Below are 17,837 nucleotides of genomic sequence, written 5' to 3'. Positions count from 1 at the left end.
CCCTGCGTCAAAGCGCCTACAATCCGGGCATACGAATTGCTCATGCGTTTGGCCCGGACACCCTCTCCCGGTCCGCGAGCAGCCCTTATAAAAACGACAGCGCGTCTCAATCGGAAAGTGTGCTCATGAAAATCTCGTTACCGCCAACTGAGCGGCCGAACCGCGTTTACCCGCCGGGCACGCCGAGTCTGCACGGGCTTGCGTCGGTGATTACCGGCGTGGTGGTGGTGTGCGGCTTGTACTTCGGCCGCGCGGTGTTGATCCCGATCACGCTGTCGGTGTTGCTCAGCTTCCTGCTCGCTCCGCTCGTACAGATGTTGCGGCGTTTCCATATGGGGCAATTGCCGTCGATTTTTATCGCCGTGTTGTTCGCGTTGGCCAGCTTACTCGCCGTCGGTGCGCTGATCACCGCGCAACTGGTGCAGCTCGCGGCCGACCTGCCGCAGTATCAGGAGGCGATCGAGCAGAAGATCGAAACGGTGCAGGAAAAAACCGTCGGCCGCGCCGATTCGCTGATGAGCCGCGCCGCCGTCGCGTTGCAGCGCGTGTCCCCGCCCAAGCCGAACCCGCCGCGTCCCACCGGACGCGCCGCGCGCAATGCGCCCGCCGTGCCGCAGCCAGTGGAAGTACACGAACCCTCGCCCACGCCGATGCAGCTCGCGCAACGCGCGTTGTCGCCGGCCATTGCGCCGATCGAAACGACCTTTATCGTGCTGGTCGTGACGATCTTCATCCTGCTGCAACGTGAGGATTTGCGCGACCGTTTGATCAGCCTGTTCGGCTCGCGCGATCTGCACCGCACCACCACCGCGATCAACGACGCCGCCGTGCGGCTGTCGCGCTACTTCGTCGCGCAACTCGGCGTGAATCTGAGCGCGGGCGGCGTGATCGCCATCGGGCTCGCGATCATCGGCGTGCCGGGGGCGCTGCTGTTCGGCGTGATCGCCGCATTGCTGCGCTTCGTGCCGTATATCGGCATCTGGATCGCCGCGATTCTCGCCGTGTTTCTCGCGGCCGCGATCCAACCGCAATGGACCATGGCGGTTTATACGCTGATCCTGTTCATTGTCGTCGACGTGGTGGCCGGGCAGATCGCCGAGCCGCTGCTGTATGGTCACCGTTCCGGCCTTTCGCCGCTCGCGGTCGTGGTGGCGGCGATTTTCTGGAGCTGGCTGTGGGGGCCGATCGGTCTCGTGCTGTCGACGCCGCTCACGTTGTGCGTGGTCACGCTGGGCCGCTACGCTGACCGACTGAACTTTCTCACCGTTTTGCTGGGCGATCAGCCCGCGCTCACGCCCGCGCAGAACTTTTATCAGCGGCTGCTCGCGGACGATCCGCACGAGGCGATCGTGCAGGCGGAGCGGCTGTTGCGCGAGATGTCGCTGATCGACTATTACGACAAGGTCGCGCTCGAAGGTCTCAAGCTCGCCCGCAACGATGCAATGCGCGGCGTGCTGATGCCGGACCAGTTGCAGCGCATCAACGACGCGCTGGTGGACATCGTCGAAAACCTCGAAATCGCGGACGGTTTGCCTGACCGCCTCGCACGCAGCGAACCCGCCGATACCGCAAGCGCGCTGCTCGCTTCGGCCTCGGCCGATCTGTCCGACCGGCACGACAGCCACGTTTCAGCGCACCCGCAGATGCGCTCCGAAGCGGCAAAAACGTCCGTGCTGTGCGTACCCGGCCGCGGTTCGTTCGACGAAGTCACCACCGCGATCGCCGTGCAACTGCTCGGCCGCCAGGGCCTCGCGCCGATGATGGCGACGCACTCGGGCTATCGCAGCGCACGCGCCGACGAACCGAGCTTCAAGGACGCGCCGATCATCTGCATCGTCTCGCTCGATGCGCCCGAATCGCCGCCGTATCTGCGCAACATGCTGCGGCGCACGCGCGAATGGCGGCCGCGCGCGACGCTGGTGGTCGGCGTCGGCGGCGCGCCGGAGGGCGGCGCGGAGATGGGCGCGACCGGCGCTTCGCACGCGGCGCCCACCTTCCGCGCGATGATCGAAGAATGCCTGGCGGCGTCGAGCTTGCAGCACGCGCGCCACGCTTCGCATGTGGGCGGCGCGGACTAGGCGCTTTCGCTGTGGGTACAGCCGCCCGGCGCCGCTGTACCCAAAATGAGGACAGCCACGCGCGCACCCTCCTTCATACTTCGCTATCGATTCGCACCGCCTTGAAGAGCTAACCAGCCACGGCGGTCGATCCCCGGCATCGAAGCTCCAGGAGACACGCATGAGCCGCCCCTTCAAACCCTATCCATTTTCGCCGCGTCACTATGAAGGCGTGGCGCCACCGCTCGTCGACGGGCGCGATCCGGTCAGGCGGCCCGTGGCGATTGTCGGCGGCGGGCCGGTCGGCATGACGCTGGCGCTCGCGCTGGCTCGCCAGGGCGTGCGCTCGGTGCTGATCGAAGCCGACGACGGCGTCTGCACCGGCAGCCGCGCGATCTGCATCTCGCGGCGCAGTCTGGAAATCTTCAAGCGACTCGGCGTCGTGCAAGGCTTCCTGCAAAAAGGCCTGCCGTGGACCGGCGGCCGCAGCTTCTATCGCGACACCGAAGTGTTCCGCTTCACCATGCATCAGGACGACGAGCAATCGCTGCCGCCGATGATCAACATCGCGCAATATCAGATCGAGCAGCTGCTGCTCGACGAGATAGAACGGCATGCGGATCTGATCGAGATCCGCTGGCAGACGCGCGTGACCGGCATTGAGCAACACGCGGCCGAAGGCGGCCGCGAGAATCTGGAAGGCACGGCCGGCGCGACGCTCGCCCTGCGCACCGGCGACACCGCATGGCAGATGGACGCTGACTGGGTGGTGGCCTGCGACGGCGGCCGCAGCACGATTCGCGAGGCGCTCGGCCTCAAGCTCACCGGCACCACGTACGAAGGCCGCTACGTGATCGTGGACATCGAACTGGCCAGCGCGCGCGCCACCGAACGCCTCGCCTATTTCGATCCGCCGTCCAATCCCGGCTCGACGGTGCTGGTGCACAAGCAGCCCGACAACGTCTGGCGCATCGACTACCAGCTTCGCGACGACGAAGACCCGGAAGCCGCCGTGCAGCCCGAGAACGTCATGCCGCGCGTGCAGAGCGTGCTCGATTCGATGGGCGAAACCGGCGCGTGGTCGCCGATCTGGATCACCGTTTATAAGGCCAACGCCTTGACGCTCGAACGCTACCGGCATGGCGCGGTGCTGTTCGCGGGCGACGCCGCGCATCTCGTGCCGATTTTCGGCGTGCGCGGCGCCAATTCCGGTATCGACGACGCCGACAACCTCGGCTGGAAACTGGCCTGCGTGGTGAACGGCGCAGCGTCGCCGCGTCTGCTGAACAGCTACAGCGACGAGCGCGTGTTCGCCGCGCGCGAGAACCTGAGCTACGGCATGAAGAGCACGGAGTTCATGGCGCCGCCCTCGTTCGCCTTCGACCTGATGCGCCAGGCCGTGCTCGGTCTCGCCGAGGATCATGCGGCGGTGCGTCCGTTGATCAACCCGCGGCAGACGCATGCGATTGCTTACGCGCAGTCGCCGCTGAACGAAACCGCGGGTGACGCGAGCGACGCTTTCGCGCAAGGGCCGGCGCCCGGTACGGTGCTTCCGGAATGCAGACTCAAACGTGAGGATAAAGGCGTCTTTGTCGATATCCATCTGACCGATCTGCTCGGAGCTTGCTTCACCGCGCTGCGCTTCGGTGCGAACGCGAACGACGACTCCGCGCAAGACACAGCGTGGCAGCAGTTGCAAAGCACGTTGGCCGAACAACATATCCCGTTCAAAACCGTCAAGCTGATCAGGAACGGCACGCAAAACGTCGCGAGCTCAAACGTGATCGATCACTCCGGCCGTCTGCACGACATGCTCGACGCCACGCCCGGCACGGTCTATCTGGTTCGGCCCGATGGCCATGTACTCGCCCGCTGGCGCGACGGCAGCGCAGCGGCCACGCAGCGCGTCATCGGCGCGGCGCTGACGATCTGATACAAGGAGACAACATCATGACCGATAGCGATCTCGACCTCGTCTACACGACGCTCTGCAAGACCCTCACGAACGAAGGCGAAGCGCAGGCGCTGCTATATCTGGCCCGCCTCGCGATGCTGTGCCTGACCGAACTCGACAACCCGCAGCGCGCGTTGTCGCTGATCGAAGCGGCACGGCTGCCGGTTTCGACTGCGGTGACGGCATAAAGCGTAAAAAAGCCGCCGCGCCTGACAGGGCGCGGCGGCTTTTCCTCGACGAAAGTGTTACTGCTTCGGATACAAACCCAGTGTGCTCGCATGCAGGCGCGCGAGACCGAGCAACGCATCCGTATACGGCGTAGCGACGCCTGTCAGCTGTCCCAGTTCGCGCACCGCGGCCACCAGCGCGTCGAGTTCGACTGCTTTACCGGCCTGCACGTCCTGCAGCATCGAGGTTTTCATCGCGCCGAGTTTCAGTGTGACCTCGTGGCGATCCGCCGGCTCCTGATCGATCGGAATGCCGAAGCGCACGCCGATTTCCTTGGCCTCCAGCATGATGCTCGTGACGAAGTTGCGCGCCAGCTCGTCGCTGAGAATCCGGTCCGTGGTCGCGCCGGTGATCGCGCTGATCGGATTCATCGTCATATTGCCCCACAGCTTGTACCAGACGTCGCGTTGAATCTGCGCAGACGCCGACGCATTGAAGCCGGCCGCCGCGAGCTTGGCCGTGAGCGCCGCGACACGCTCGCTCGCCTGTCCCGACGCCTCGCCGATAATCAGCCCGTTACCCTGATGATGCCGGATGACGCCCGGCGCTTCGACGAGGCAACTGGCGTGCACCACGCAGCCCACCGTCTGCGCAGACGGAATCGCGGCGGCAATCGCGCCGTCCGGATCGATCGACTTCAGGCGCTTGCCGGCGAAGTCCGCGCCGAGTCCGTCGCAGAACCACCAGGGCACGCCGTTCATCGCGGTCAAGACGATGGTTTGCGCGCCAAGCAACGGCGCGATCCGCGCGGCCACCGATGCCATCGCCGGGCCCTTGACGGCGACCACGACGAGATCCTGCACGCCGAGGTCCGCGGGCTTCTCGCTCGCGTTCACTTTCACGGCATGCGTCGCGCCGCCTTCGATCAAACGCAAGCCATGCTCGCGCAGCGCGTTCAGCGTCTCGCCGCGCGCCACCACGCTCACGTCGTGGCCGGCCCGCGCGAGCTTCACGCCCATCCAGCCGCCGATCGCCCCAGCGCCGTAGATTGCTACTTTCATCGTTTCAATCCTTATAACTGGCGTCGATGCGGTCCACTCGCCGCACCAACGCGTCGAACACATCCTGGCCCGCGCCGTGACGCGGATCGAACTGCAGCGCGTCGCGCGAGCAGCGAATCGCGACCTCTTCCGGCACCGGCCGCGCGCGACCCATCGCAAAGGTCGCCATCTGGATTTCGCAGGCGCGGTTGAGCGTCCACAGAACCGCGAAAGTTTGCGGCAAGGTGTGGCCCCACGCAAGCAGCCCATGGTTGCGCAAGATCACCGCCTGCCGGTTGCCGATATGTTCCAGAAGACGCGGACCTTCTTCCGCGTGCACGGTGATGCCCTCGAAGTCGTGATACGCAATGCGGTCGTGCAATTGCGCGCTGTAGAAGTTGGTCTGCTGCAGACCGTCTTCCAGACAGGCCACGGCGACGCCCGCGGTGGTGTGCGTATGCATCACGCAGTGGGCGTCGGGCAAGCCTTCATGAATCGCCGCATGCACGACGAAGCCGGCCGGATTCACCGGATACGGCGAGTGATCGAGCACGCGACCCTGCGCATCGATCTTCACGAGATTGCTCGCGGTCACTTCGCTATAGTGCAGCCCGAACGGATTGATCAGGAACTGCCGCTCGCCGCCGCTCACGCTGGCGGGAATGCGCAGCGTGATGTGGTTGTAGATCATCTCGGTCCAGCCGAGCATGTCGAAGATCCGGTAACACGCTGCAAGCTGCACGCGCGCATGCCATTCGTCCGGATGCATCGCGTGGGCCTTCGGCGCCGTCGGCGCTGGTATATCGAGGGTGGTCATATGGGTCTCCCTTGTCGACCGCTGTTATCGTTCTGTTGCTCGAAAAGCCGTGCTTACGCGCCCGACACCACGGCCGCGATCGACGCCGCCACATACTCCGCGTTGCGTTCGTTCAGACCGGCCACGCACATGCGCCCCGAGCGCAGCACATACACCGCGTATTCGCTGCGCAGACGCTCCACCTGGCTTTCGCTCAAGCCCGTGTAGGTGAACATGCCGCGCTGCGCGACGTAGCGCGCGCGCATCACTTCATCCACACGGCCCGCGAGTCCGGCGTGTATCGTGCCGCGCATGGCGAGAATCCGCTCGCGCATGGTGGCGAGTTCCGCTTCCCACGAAGCGCGCAACGAGGCATCCGCGAGTACGTTGGCGACGAGCCGCGCGCCGTGCGTCGGCGGATTGCTGTAGTTCGCGCGCACCGTCGACATCAATTGACCGAGCACGCGGCCGGCCTCTTCCGCGCTCTTGCAGACCACGCTCAGCGCACCGACCCGCTCGCCATACAGCGAGAAATTCTTCGAGAACGAATTGGCGGCGATCAACGGTATGCCCGCGTCGGCCAGCAAACGCACGCAAGCGGCGTCTTCTTCGAGACCGGCGCCGAAACCCTGATAAGCCATATCGACAAACGCGATCAGCTTGCGGCGCTGCAAGACCGGCACCAGCTCGGCCCATTGCGCCGGGCTCAGATCCACGCCGGTCGGGTTGTGGCAGCACGCGTGCAGCAGCACGACGCTCTGTTCCGGCAAGCGGCCGATCGTTTCGATCATGTCGGCGAAACGCAAGCCGCCGGTGTGTTCGTCGTAATACGGATAAGTGTTGACCGTGAGCCCCGCGCCTTCGAACACGACGCGATGGTTTTCCCAACTCGGGTCGCTGATCCAGATCTGTGAGCCGGGGAAATAACGTTTCAGGAAATCGGCGCCCACCTTGAGCGCGCCCGAGCCGCCGATGGTTTGCAGCGTCGCGATCCGCCCCGCCTTGCGCGCCTCGCTGTCCGCGCCGAATACAAGTGCCTGAGCCGTATCGCGATAGAGCGGCAGGCCGGCCATCGGCAGATAGGAGCGTGGGCCGATCGAATCGAGCAGCGCGGTTTCGGCGCGGCGCACGGCGCTCATGACCGGCAGCTTGCCGGCGTCGTCGAAATAGATGCCGATGCTCAGATTGACTTTGTTGGCGCGCGGGTCGAGTTGGAAGTCTTCGTTCAGGCTCAGAATCGGGTCGCCTGGATAAGCGGGAATGTGGTCGAACATGGCAATTCCTTGAATGTGGCCGCAGCGCGGTCCCGGTGTGGCGCTTGGTATGGCGGGCGCGTGGCGCGCGTGTGGCAAAACGACAGCCCGCGTGAACCGGCCTGACTCAAACTGGCGAGACGGGAGTCTAAGCGGGTTTGGCCGGGTTCGTCGATTGACACAAGTTTCCGCGCATGCGGCACGCGGCACAATCAATCGATTTTTCACGATTCGTTAGTTTTTCTTTAGAATCGTCATATGCCACTCACGCGCGTCACCCTCCGTCAGTTTGAAGCGTTTCTCGCCATCGTCGATCTGCATAGCATCGGCGCGGCGGCGGACCGGCTCGGCCTGACTTCGTCCGCGGTCAGCCAGTTGCTCGGCGACCTCGAAACGGAACTCGGCTTCCGCCTGTTCGACCGCACCACGCGGCGCGTGAATCTGTCGAGCGCCGGGCAGGATTTTCTGTCGTCGGCGGAATCGGTGCTGCGCCACGTGCGCGCCGCCGCGCAATCCGCCGACGATATCCGCAACCGCGCCGCCGGCATCGTGCGGATCGGCGCGCCGCTGGTGCTGGCGGCGACGGCGTTGCCCGCGGCCATCGCCGAATATGCGCGCGACAAGCCGAAGGTGGTCGTGCGCATTTGCGATACCGTGGTCGAGCAGCTGGTCGAGCGCGTGGAAAGCGGCGACGTGGATCTCGCGATCGGACCCGACCGGCAGAGCGGCACGCGCGTGCGTTGCGATCCGGCGTTCGCGAGTCCGTGGGTCATGTGGTGCGCGCCGACTCATCCGTTGAACGCGCGCCGCCGTGTGCAGTGGCCGCATTTGCGCGGCGTGCCGATCGTCGCCACCGGCCGCGATCACGAACGCGCGGTCGGGCAAATGCTGGCCAATCTGCCGGCGGAAGCCCGCATCATTCCCGTGGACGTGGTGGATAACGTCACCACGGCGTTCGGGCTCGCCTCGCAAGGACTGGCCATCACGCTCGCGCCCGCCTACGTCGCGCCGTTGGCGCGCACCTTCGGGCTGGTGATGAAGCGTATCGTCGATCCCGAAACGATCCGCGAGGTATGCGTGTATCGCTCGACGGAACGCGCGCTGTCGCCGCCCGCCGACGGTTTCGCGGACTTCATCATGCCGTGGTTAAAGCGCTGGGAGCGCGAGACGCAGGCGGAGGCACGCGGCAAGCGTGCGTAATTGGTAGCTGCGCTGCGAGGTGGTTGCGCTCAAGAGACAGTGTCCGCCCCACCGGCTTAACGTAAAACGCGCAAGCCGGCCACGCTCCGTTTCAGGATCAAGCCAGTTCGGGCGTCATGCACAACGTGAACAACTGTCTCTGGCTCGAGATGCCGAGCCGCGCGTAAGCGCGCTTCTGATAGGTAATCACGCTCGCTGGCTTGACGCCCATCTGCACCGCGATTTCAACAGCGCTGGCGCCTTCTAGCGTGCCACGCAGCACGTCGAGTTCGCGCGACGTGAGCGCAGGGCAAGCGCGCCTGACCCGCGCCAGCATCGCCGCCGCCGAGCCCTGCTGATGTTGTCCATTCAACGCGTAATGGCCCTTCGCCGCGTGCGCGAACAAGGGCGCGAGACTTTCCACGCGTTCCAGTTCGCCCGGCTGAAACACGCCATAGGCGCGGTCGCGATACAGATTGATCGACAGCCAGACGCTTTCCATGGGCTGCACGAGCAGCGACAGCCGGTCGGACACGTTCGGCTGCGCATAACAGGCCGCGCGATACGCTTCGTTTTCGATCTCTTCGCTTTGCTGCTGATGCAGCACCAGCGCGTCGCGCGCCGGTTTGTCGTGCGGCTGCCCGATGATCGCGCGATTGCCGTCGAGCGCATAGAAATGCGTGGCGTAGCGATCGGCGACGTCGCGCAGAAAGCGGCCGCCGCGATGATCGGCGGCGGAAACCGTGCGCGGCCTCGCGTCGAATTCATAGGCGAAGATGGTGCACTGCGAAACCGGCAGCGTATCGCCGACGGTCTTTAAAATGCTGGCTGCGAGCGCGTCGGCATCCGCATGCGAAATCGACATGACCAGCTCGGTCGCGCGCGAAGTGCTGATCTGTTCGCTGCGATGCGGTGGAGAAATGCGCCATGAACGCATGATGGAAGTCCGGTCGCCGTGCTGTAGTTCGGTTCGGCAAGCGTAGCACAGCGGCACATGCGGCACGTTCTTCACTAACGGCGCAACGCCGCGCCGTTACTTCCCCGTAAACGATCCGCGCTGGAACGTCACCATTCTCGGCAACTCGATCGTAAAGACGGTGCCCACGGCTTCGTCGGAATTCACGCTGACGTTGCCGCCGTGCATGCGCGCGATTTCCTGCACGATATGCAGGCCCAAGCCCAACCCTTCGCGCGAGCGCGCTCCGCTGTTGTTCGGGCCGAACGCCTTGAACAGATGCGGAAACACCTCGGCCGGAATCGTGCCGCGATTGGCGACTTTCAGACGCACGCACTCGACCGCCTCGCCATCCACCTCGACGCCGATATCGCCGCCCGGCGCGCCATGATGCAGCGCATTGCTCACCAGATTCGACACGGCTTGCCAGACGAGATCGGTGTCCCACGCGCCCGACGTATTGCCGCGGCTCGCGAACACGATCTGCTTGCCGTTCTCGCGCGAAGCGAATTCATCGATCACCGAGCGGCACAGCGTCGCGAGTTCGATCGAACGCGGCTGCAGCGGCAGGCGCCCGCCTTGCAAACGCGCGAGATTGAGCAACTGGTCGACCATGCGCGCCATCCGCAGCGAACTGTTCTTCACGCGCGCGGCCACCGTCGCCGACTGTTCGTCGGCCGCCGTGCGCATCAGATACTCCGCCGACGCCAGCACCGCGCCTAGCGGCGTGCGCAGATCGTGACTGAGCACGGCCATCAGCATTTCGTTGGCTTCGAGCATTTGCCGCGTGGCGACGAGTTGCGCCGCGAGTTGACGCTTCTGCTGTTCGAGCTGCACGAACACGTCGACCTTGGATTGCAGAATCCGCGGATCGAATGGCTTGTAGAGAAAGTCGACCGCCCCCGCCTCATAGCCGCGGAACGTGCGCGACGCGTCCTGCGCGGTTGCCGTCAGAAAGATGATCGGCACGTGCGAGGTGCGCGGGCTGCCACGCATCAGCGCAGCCAGTTCGAAGCCGTTCATGCCGGGCATGTTGACGTCGAGAATCGCCAGCGCGACTTCGTGCTTGAGCAGCAGGTCGAGCGCCGCCGTGCCCGAGTCGGCCACCAGCACGGCGAGATCCGGCCGGGCCAGCAAAGCTTCGAGCGCCGTGATGTTGTGAACGATGTCGTCGACGATCAGAATGTTCACGGGTGAGTTCGTCATGGCATCGCGTCAGAAAGAGGCCGGCAATGCAGCAAGCCGCCGGGCCATGGTTTCGGGAGTGTAGATAAAATCCGCCGCGCCGCGTTCAATCGCGGCGCGTGGCATTTCGGGGGAAACAGCGGTGTCGGGTGCCTGCACCCAGCTCGTGCCGCCCAACGCGCGCACGCGCTTCAGGCCTTGCGCGCCGTCGTCGTTGGCGCCGGACAGCAGGAGCGCCAGCAGGCGTTCGCCATATACGGCGGCCGCCGATTCGAACAGCACGTCGATCGAGGGACGCGAAAAGCGCACGGCGGCGTCGGTCGATAGCGCGACGGTGCGGTCCACCTCCACCAGCATGTGATAGCCCGGCGGCGCGATGTGCACGCGCCCCGGCATGATGCGCTCGCCCGCATCGGGCTCGAGCACCGGCAACGCGCAGCGATGCGCGAACGCATCCACCAGATAGCTGCGCGGATCGGGCGGCAGGTGCGTGACGATCATCACGGCCGGCGCAAAGCCCGCGGGCAGTGCGCTGAGCAGCACGTTCAGCACTTCGATGCCGCCCGCCGAGCCGCCGATCACGACGAGCTCATAGCCGCGCGCCGCTTCGGCATCGACATCTGGCTGGACAGTTGAGCGTGGCATGGTGAGCGTGCTAGCGCTTCTGGTAAATGCGTTCGCTCGGACGGAATTCGTCGAACGCTTCGTAGTGGCTGGAAAACCGCAAACTTTCCTTGCTGCCCAAACCGAGAAATCCGCGCCGCACCAGCGCGTTTTCGAACAGACCGAGCGCGCGATCCTGCAAGCCGCGGTCGAAATAGATCAGCACGTTGCGGCACGACACCAGGTGCGCTTCGAGAAAGACTTCGTCGGTGGACAGGCTGTGGTCGGCGAACACCACGCGCTCTTTCAGCGAGCCCGCAAAGCGCGCGCCGCCATACGCCGCATGATAGTAGTCGGACAGCGAACGCTTGCCGCCGGCCGCCAGATAGTTTTGCGTGAAGCCCTGAATCCGGTCCAGCGCGTAGATGCCGGACTCGGCGCGCGCGAGCGCGTCCGGGTTGATGTCGGTCGCGTAGAACAGCGTGCGTTCAGTCAGCCCTTCCTCGTCGAAGAGAATTTTCAGCGACCAGAGTTCCTCGCCCGTGCTGCACCCCGCCACCCACACCTTGATCGACGGATAGGTGCGCAGACGCGGCAGCACGTGTTCGCGCAGCGCGAGAAAATACGCCGGGTCGCGAAACATCTCGCTGACCTGCACCGTGAGGTACTGGAACAGCCGCGAGAACTCGTCGCCGTTGCGCATGATGCGGTCCTGCAGCTGCGACAGCGTCTTCAGTCCGAATTCCTCGAGCGCCTGCGACAGCCGGCGGCGCAGCGACGACATCGCGTAGTGGCGGAAGTCGTGCTGATACTTGAGGTAGACCGCCTCCAGCAGCAGCTTCAACTCGATGTCGAAGTCGCTCATGCGTTGCGGTGCGTCGAATTCGGACTGACTCATCGTGTTCCTGTGTTCCTTCTACCGTTGGCGCAACCAGACACGGCACAACGCGACCAGCTTGTCCACGTCGATCGGCTTCGACACGTAGTCGTCCGCGCCGGCTTCGAGGCAGCGCGTGCGGTCGTTCGCCATGGCCTTCGCCGTCAGCGCGATGATCGGCAGATGCGCAAAGCGCGGATTGCGCCGAATCTCGCCCATCGCGGTCAGCCCGTCCATCTCCGGCATCATGATGTCCATCAGGATCAGATGCACTTCGGGGCCGTTGTCCAGCGCTTCGAGCGCTTCACGGCCGTTGCGCGCAATCTGCAGTTTCGCACCCAGCGGCTCCAGCACGTGCGAGAGCGCGAAAATATTACGGACGTCGTCTTCGGCCAGCAGGATCGTGCGGCCCTCGAAGGCATTGTCGCGCTGACGCACCGTGCGCAGCATGCGCTGCTGCTCGGGCGCGAGCGACGACTCCACGCTGTGCAGGAACAGCGTCACTTCGTCGAGCAGGCGCTCGGGCGACTTCGCGCCCTTGATGATGATCGATTTCGAATAGCGGCGCAGACGATGCTCTTCCTCGTCGGACAGCATGCGGCCCGTGTAGACGATCACCGGCAGCGCGGCATGCGCGGTGTTCGCGGCGAGCCGTTCGAGCAGATCGTAGCCGGTGCCGTCGGGCAGCGCGAGATCGGTCACCACGCAGTCGAAGCTGAACTTCGCCAGATATTCCAATGCCTCGGCCAAGGTTGCGACTGCAACGATCTCGGTGTTTTCGCTTTGCAGCAATGCGCGGATGCTTTCGCGCATCGGCGTGTCATCCTCGATCACGAGCACGCGTTTGAGGCGCTGTTGCAGACGCGCTTCGAGGCGGCGGATCGCGGCTTCCATCGTGCTGCGCGCGGTCGGCTTGAGCGTGTAGCCGATCGCGCCGAGGTGCAGCGCCTTGTCGGCGTGATCGGTGGCCGAGACGATATGGATTGGAATGTGACGCGTGAGCGGATCGTTCTTCAGCCACTCCAGCACGGTCAGGCCGGAACGGTCCGGCAAGCCGACGTCGAGTAGCACAGCGGCCGGGCGCATGTCGCGCACGAGGGCGAGACCGCTGGCCGCACTGCTCGCATGGACGAAGTCGAAGTCGAGTTCGTGGGTCAGATCGCGCAGGATTTCGGCGAAGGCGAGATCGTCTTCCACGGCGACGATCAGACGGCCGGCACGCATGCGGTTGTCGCGGTCGTCGGCGATCGGGTTGTGTGTGGTTTCGGACGAGTTGCTGCTGGTTAAGCCGTTGGTTAAGCCGTTGGTTGATGCATTGGTTGAGCCGTTGATCAGGCCGTTGGCCGGCGTGATCACGCTGGGCTGGCTGCCGCCCGCAGATGGGCGTGCCAGCAGCGGCTCGGCCACAGCCGGCGCGCCGGCCGCTGTCTGTGCCGACGTATGTGCCGATGTCTGTGCCGATGCAAACGCCGGCGCCGTTGCGTGGTGCGCGTCCTGGCTCGCGTTCAGCGCCGCCTCCGCATCGAGCGGCAACCACAGCGTGAACACACTGCCCTTGCCGACTTCGCTGGCGACGGTGATCCGGCCGCCCAGCAAGCGCGAAAACTCGCGCGAAATCGACAGACCGAGACCGCTGCCGCCGTATTGACGGCTGGTGGAGCCGTCGGCCTGCTGGAACGCCTCGAAGATCATGTCCAGCTTGTCGGCGGCGATGCCGATGCCGGAGTCGCGCACGTCGATGCGCAGCATGCCGCCTTCGGCCGGCGCGACGGACAGCGCCACCTCGCCGCGTTCCGTGAATTTCACCGCGTTCGAAAGCAGGTTGCGCAGAATCTGCGTGAGACGCTGGCCGTCGGTGATGAAGGTATCGGGCGTGCCCGGCAAGCGCTCGAATGCCAGGCTCAAATGCCTGGCGCCGGCCAATGGCTTGAACGTTTCCTCGAGCGCCTGCAGGGTCGCGTCGATCGATACGGTTTCGAGTTCGACCGTCACCTGCCCGGCTTCGACCTTCGACAGATCGAGAATGTCGTTGATCAGCACCAGCAGGTCGCTGTTCGACGCATGGATCGTGTCCGCGTAGCGCACCTGCTCTTCCGTCAGATTGCCGGTACGGTTCTGTTGCAACAGCTTGGCGAGAATCAGCGAACTGTTGAGCGGCGTGCGCAGTTCGTGCGACATGTTGGCGAGAAACTCCGACTTGTAGCGGCTCGACTGTTCGAGGCGCGCCGCATTGGCCGCGAGATCGTCCTGCGCGCGCAAAAGATCGGACTTCTGCCGCTCGAGACGCTGCGCGTATTCTTCGAGCTGCACATTGGTCTGTTCGAGCTCGGCCTGCTGCGCTTCCAGACGCGTCTGCGATTCCATCAGCGCGCGGCCGCGCTCTTCGAGTCCTTCATTGGAGACGCGCAATTCTTCCTGTTGCACCTGCAGTTCTTCGTTCAACTGCTGCGTTTCGGCCAACGCGTCCTGCAGACGCTCGCGATACAACGCGGCTTCGACGAAATCGCCCATGCTCTTCGCGATCAGTTCCATGAACTCCTGATCGCGCACGCCCAGCTCGCGAATGAAGCCCAGTTCGACGACGCCGTTGACCTGGCCGTCGTTTTCGATCGGCATGATGAGCAGGTTCTTCGGCGCGCTCTTGCCGGTCGCGGACATCACCTGCACGTAATCCGCCGGCACGTCGCGCAAGACCAGCGTGCGGCGCGCCAAAGCTGCCTGACCGATCAGCGTCTCGCCTTCGGCGAAATTGCGCGCGGCGGCCTGCTCGTTGTCGCGGCTAAAACCGTAGGTCGCGATCCGCCGCAGCGTGCCGTGTTGTTTATCGCGTACATAGAGCGCGGCCACGACAGCGTCGAGATATTGCGCGAGAAAGTCGAGCATCGCGCGGCCGACCAGCGGCGAGGTAGTCTGCCCGACCACCTTTTCAGCGAGGAGGCGTTGCCCGGAGCGCAACCACACCTGCTCCTGCAGCATGTCGGTCTGTTCGGCCTGCTGGCGCAGCACGCCGTCATAGGTGGTAGACAGGCTCATCAATTCGCGGCGGCCCATCCATGCGAGCAGGCCGCTCACGCCCAGGCTGAAGAGCAGGAACACGCCCACCAGCGTGGTGGTGACGCGGCGCGTGGCGTCGCTGCGCTCCTGACGCAGGCGCAACTCGACGTCGAGAAAATCGCCGAATTCACGGCGCGTTTCGTCGAATTCGATTTTGCCGCGCCCGCTCGCCACAGCGCCCTCGACGTTCTGATTGCGACGGCGCGCGTCGATCATCTCTTCGGCAAAACGACTCCAGCGTTGCTGGATCGCCTGGATCTGCTTGAGCTTTTCGACTTGCGGCGGGTTGTCGGCGACCATCGCCTGCAAGGCCTCGATCTGCGTCTTGAAGCGCGGGCCACCGGTTTCGTACGGCGTGAGGAAAGCTTCGTCGCCCGTGATCAGAAAGCCTCGCATCGACGACTCACGATCGACCGCGAGACGCAGCATTTCATTGGCCCGGCCGATCACGCGCTCGGAATGCTCGGCCCAGTTCATGGTCGAGACCAGATAAGCGATCAGTCCGACGAAGACGGCTATCGTGACCAGGCCGACACCCAGAGGCAAGGCGATATTGCGACGAATAATGCTGCGAAAACGATTCTGGTCGACGGCCTGGGATGCGGTCATTTTTTCTGTCTTCGGCGGGGCGAATCGAGTCGATTCGGAATATTTTTCGGGTATTTCGCGTGATTCCTTCTCTCGCGAAGCGACGCGCGTAATCATACAGGATGGGCTTGTTTTTGAGAGGTGCGCGCGGGGGTTTAGGCTTACTGGACGGGGCGGATACGGACTCACGCAACTTTGCGCGACCGGCGTGGGTCAATCGTGCGAGGAATGCAAATCCGCTCTTCGATCATCCGATCGCCGTCCACTTTCTTCCGGTAGCCGATGCCTTCTCACGCCTTCACCGATTTCTCCCGAGCGCCCTGGCGTATCGCCCTCGCCGCCGCCTTCATGTGGCATGCCTCGTTGGGCGGCGCGGCGCAGCTTGCCGAGGCGCCCGCGGCGCACGGCGGCATTGTCGCCGCCACCGTGCACGTCGAGGCGCCCACGCAGGCTTCGCCGGTCGTACCCGTGCCGCCGTCCGAGCAATACGCGGCGCTCTATCGCGACGTGCAGCTCGCGCATCTCTATCCCGACAGCAAAACCTTTGCGGACATGGTGCCGCTTTCAGCGCCCGCGCGGATCGTGGCGGCGTACAACGCCGCGAAGCAACAGCCCAACTTCAATCTCGCCGACTTCGTGAAGCGGAACTTCACGCTGCCCACGCGCACCGCCAAGGCCTACGTGTCCGATCCGAATCAGGATGTGGTGAGCCATATCGATACGCTCTGGAACGTGCTGCGCCGCGAGCCGGATGCGACCGCGAGCCCATGGTCCTCGCTGCTGCCGCTGCCATACGCGTATATCGTGCCGGGCGACCGCTTCGACGAGATCTACTACTGGGACTCGTACTTCATCATGCTCGGACTCGAACAGAGCGGACAACATGCGCTGGTAGTCGATGAACTAAAAAACTTCGCAACCCTGATCGACCGGTACGGCCATATTCCAAACGGCAACCGCACCTATTACTTGAGCCGCTCGCAACCGCCGTTCTTCGCGCAGATGGTGCAGCTCGTCGCCGAAAAAGATGGCGACGCTGTCTACGCGCAGTATCTGCCCGAGCTGCAGCGAGAGTACGCCTACTGGATGGACGGCGCCGACGGCCTGCCCGCCGGCCACGCCAACCGGCACGTAGTGCGCCTGCCGGACGGCACGCTGCTCAACCGCCATTGGGACGAACGCGCCACGCCGCGCGACGAGTCGTATCGCGAAGACGTCCTCACCGCGCAGCAAACGCCGCAACGCGATTCCGCGGATCTGTGGCGCAATCTGCGAGCGGGCGGCGAAACCGGCTGGGATTTCAGTTCGCGCTGGTTTGCGGACGGCAAGACGCTCGGCACCGTGGATGTGACCTCGCTCGTGCCCGTCGATCTGAATTGCCTGCTGGCGGATCTGGAACGCACGCTCGCCAGGGCTTATCGTCTGCGCGGCGACGTCACGCATGCGGAGAATATGGAACAGCGCGCCGCCGCGCGCGCCGAAGCAATTCGCCGCGTGCTGTGGGACCCGCAATTGCAGGCATTCGGCGACTACGACTTCGTGCATCACACGCTCACGCACCGGCTCACGGCCGCGACGGTCTATCCGCTGTATACGGGGATCGCGACCCGTCAGCAGGCGAAGACTGTCGCCGCGACATTGCAGCGCGAATTGCTGCGCCCGGGCGGGCTCGCCACCACGCAAACGGCGACGGGCCAGCAGTGGGACGCGCCGAACGGCTGGGCGCCGTTGCAGTATCTGGCGGTGATCGGCCTGCGGCGCTATAGCGAAATGGCGCTCGCGCAAACCATCGCGAGTCGCTGGATCAGGACCAATGTGTCGTACTACCAGCACACGGGCAAGCTCGTCGAAAAATACGATATCGGCGCAGCCACGCCAGGCGTCTCGGCCGGCGGTGGCGAGTATCCGCTGCAGGATGGTTTCGGCTGGACCAACGGCGTGCTGCGCGCGTTGCTCGTGCTCTATCCGCAAACGGTGCAGGCGTCGCGTCCAAACGATATCCCCGAAGGTCCGGCGGGCGTGTCGGCGGCCGCGGCTTCCGCTGCCGCCGCGCCGAAGAATACGCATCGGCTGCATGGCGCGCGGGCGAATCCTTAGCGCGCTCTTTACGCTGCAAAAAAAAGACCTG

At 64.5% G+C, this 17,837-nt stretch carries 13 protein-coding genes; 5 read left to right on the top strand and 8 right to left on the bottom strand.

Features of this window, described 5'->3' with window-relative positions; genetic code table 11:
* Nucleotides 1-125: 125 nt before the first annotated feature.
* From B0G81_RS09340 to B0G81_RS09330, 3 genes are all read left to right on the top strand, one after another.
* Nucleotides 126-2,078, top strand: a complete 1,953-nt coding sequence (locus tag B0G81_RS09340; protein WP_134134738.1) for an AI-2E family transporter — start codon at nucleotides 126-128, stop codon at nucleotides 2,076-2,078.
* 160 nt (nucleotides 2,079-2,238) lie between these two features.
* Nucleotides 2,239-3,990, top strand: a complete 1,752-nt coding sequence (locus B0G81_RS09335; protein ID WP_134134736.1) for an FAD-dependent oxidoreductase — start codon at nucleotides 2,239-2,241, stop codon at nucleotides 3,988-3,990.
* Between the two features lie 17 nt (nucleotides 3,991-4,007).
* Complete coding sequence (locus B0G81_RS09330) at nucleotides 4,008-4,199, top strand: hypothetical protein (protein ID WP_134134734.1); 192 nt, start codon at nucleotides 4,008-4,010, stop codon at nucleotides 4,197-4,199.
* A gap of 57 nt (nucleotides 4,200-4,256) precedes the next feature.
* Here the strand turns inward: B0G81_RS09330 and B0G81_RS09325 are convergent, their stop codons facing one another.
* Genes B0G81_RS09325 through B0G81_RS09315 form a run of 3 tightly spaced genes read right to left on the bottom strand, consistent with a single transcriptional unit; the run spans nucleotide 4,257 to nucleotide 7,289 of the window.
* The gene (locus B0G81_RS09325; RefSeq protein ID WP_134134732.1) at nucleotides 4,257-5,240 is read right to left on the bottom strand and encodes a 2-dehydropantoate 2-reductase; all 984 of its coding nucleotides are present in this window, start codon (nucleotides 5,238-5,240) and stop codon (nucleotides 4,257-4,259) included.
* A gap of 4 nt (nucleotides 5,241-5,244) precedes the next feature.
* Nucleotides 5,245-6,036 carry a class II aldolase/adducin family protein gene (locus B0G81_RS09320; protein WP_106278226.1) on the bottom strand — a complete coding sequence of 264 codons (792 nt, stop codon included), beginning with the start codon at nucleotides 6,034-6,036 and terminating at the stop codon, nucleotides 5,245-5,247.
* 53 nt (nucleotides 6,037-6,089) lie between these two features.
* Nucleotides 6,090-7,289 (bottom strand): amino acid aminotransferase, encoded by a 1,200-nt coding sequence (locus tag B0G81_RS09315; RefSeq protein ID WP_134134730.1) that lies wholly within the window; start codon nucleotides 7,287-7,289, stop codon nucleotides 6,090-6,092.
* Between the two features lie 237 nt (nucleotides 7,290-7,526).
* Between B0G81_RS09315 and B0G81_RS09310 the strand changes: the two genes are divergently transcribed.
* Nucleotides 7,527-8,468: a LysR family transcriptional regulator gene (locus tag B0G81_RS09310; RefSeq protein ID WP_134134728.1), complete on the top strand. Its 942-nt coding sequence runs from the start codon at nucleotides 7,527-7,529 to the stop codon at nucleotides 8,466-8,468.
* Nucleotides 8,469-8,565: 97 nt separating this feature from the next.
* Here the strand turns inward: B0G81_RS09310 and B0G81_RS09305 are convergent, their stop codons facing one another.
* The 5 genes from B0G81_RS09305 to B0G81_RS09285 form a co-directional block, all read right to left on the bottom strand.
* Nucleotides 8,566-9,384 (bottom strand): helix-turn-helix transcriptional regulator, encoded by an 819-nt coding sequence (locus B0G81_RS09305; protein ID WP_134134724.1) that lies wholly within the window; start codon nucleotides 9,382-9,384, stop codon nucleotides 8,566-8,568.
* Nucleotides 9,385-9,480: 96 nt separating this feature from the next.
* The gene (locus tag B0G81_RS09300) at nucleotides 9,481-10,608 is read right to left on the bottom strand and encodes a hybrid sensor histidine kinase/response regulator (protein ID WP_134134720.1); all 1,128 of its coding nucleotides are present in this window, start codon (nucleotides 10,606-10,608) and stop codon (nucleotides 9,481-9,483) included.
* 9 nt (nucleotides 10,609-10,617) lie between these two features.
* On the bottom strand, nucleotides 10,618-11,232 hold the full coding sequence (locus B0G81_RS09295) for a chemotaxis protein CheB (protein ID WP_134134718.1): 615 nt from the start codon (nucleotides 11,230-11,232) through the stop codon (nucleotides 10,618-10,620).
* 10 nt (nucleotides 11,233-11,242) lie between these two features.
* Entirely contained in the window at nucleotides 11,243-12,088 is an 846-nt protein-coding gene (locus B0G81_RS09290; RefSeq protein WP_106278236.1) for a CheR family methyltransferase, read from the bottom strand.
* An 18-nt stretch (nucleotides 12,089-12,106) separates the two neighbouring features.
* Entirely contained in the window at nucleotides 12,107-15,730 is a 3,624-nt protein-coding gene (locus B0G81_RS09285; protein WP_134134713.1) for a response regulator, read from the bottom strand.
* Nucleotides 15,731-15,991: 261 nt separating this feature from the next.
* Between B0G81_RS09285 and treF the strand changes: the two genes are divergently transcribed.
* Nucleotides 15,992-17,806 carry an alpha,alpha-trehalase TreF gene (treF, locus tag B0G81_RS09280; protein WP_134134709.1) on the top strand — a complete coding sequence of 605 codons (1,815 nt, stop codon included), beginning with the start codon at nucleotides 15,992-15,994 and terminating at the stop codon, nucleotides 17,804-17,806.
* Nucleotides 17,807-17,837: the final 31 nt, after the last annotated feature.

Origin of the sequence: Paraburkholderia sp. BL6665CI2N2, from assembly GCF_004366535.1 — a bacterium.
Lineage (GTDB): Bacteria > Pseudomonadota > Gammaproteobacteria > Burkholderiales > Burkholderiaceae > Paraburkholderia.
This window is presented reverse-complemented; position numbering and strand designations above follow the sequence as displayed.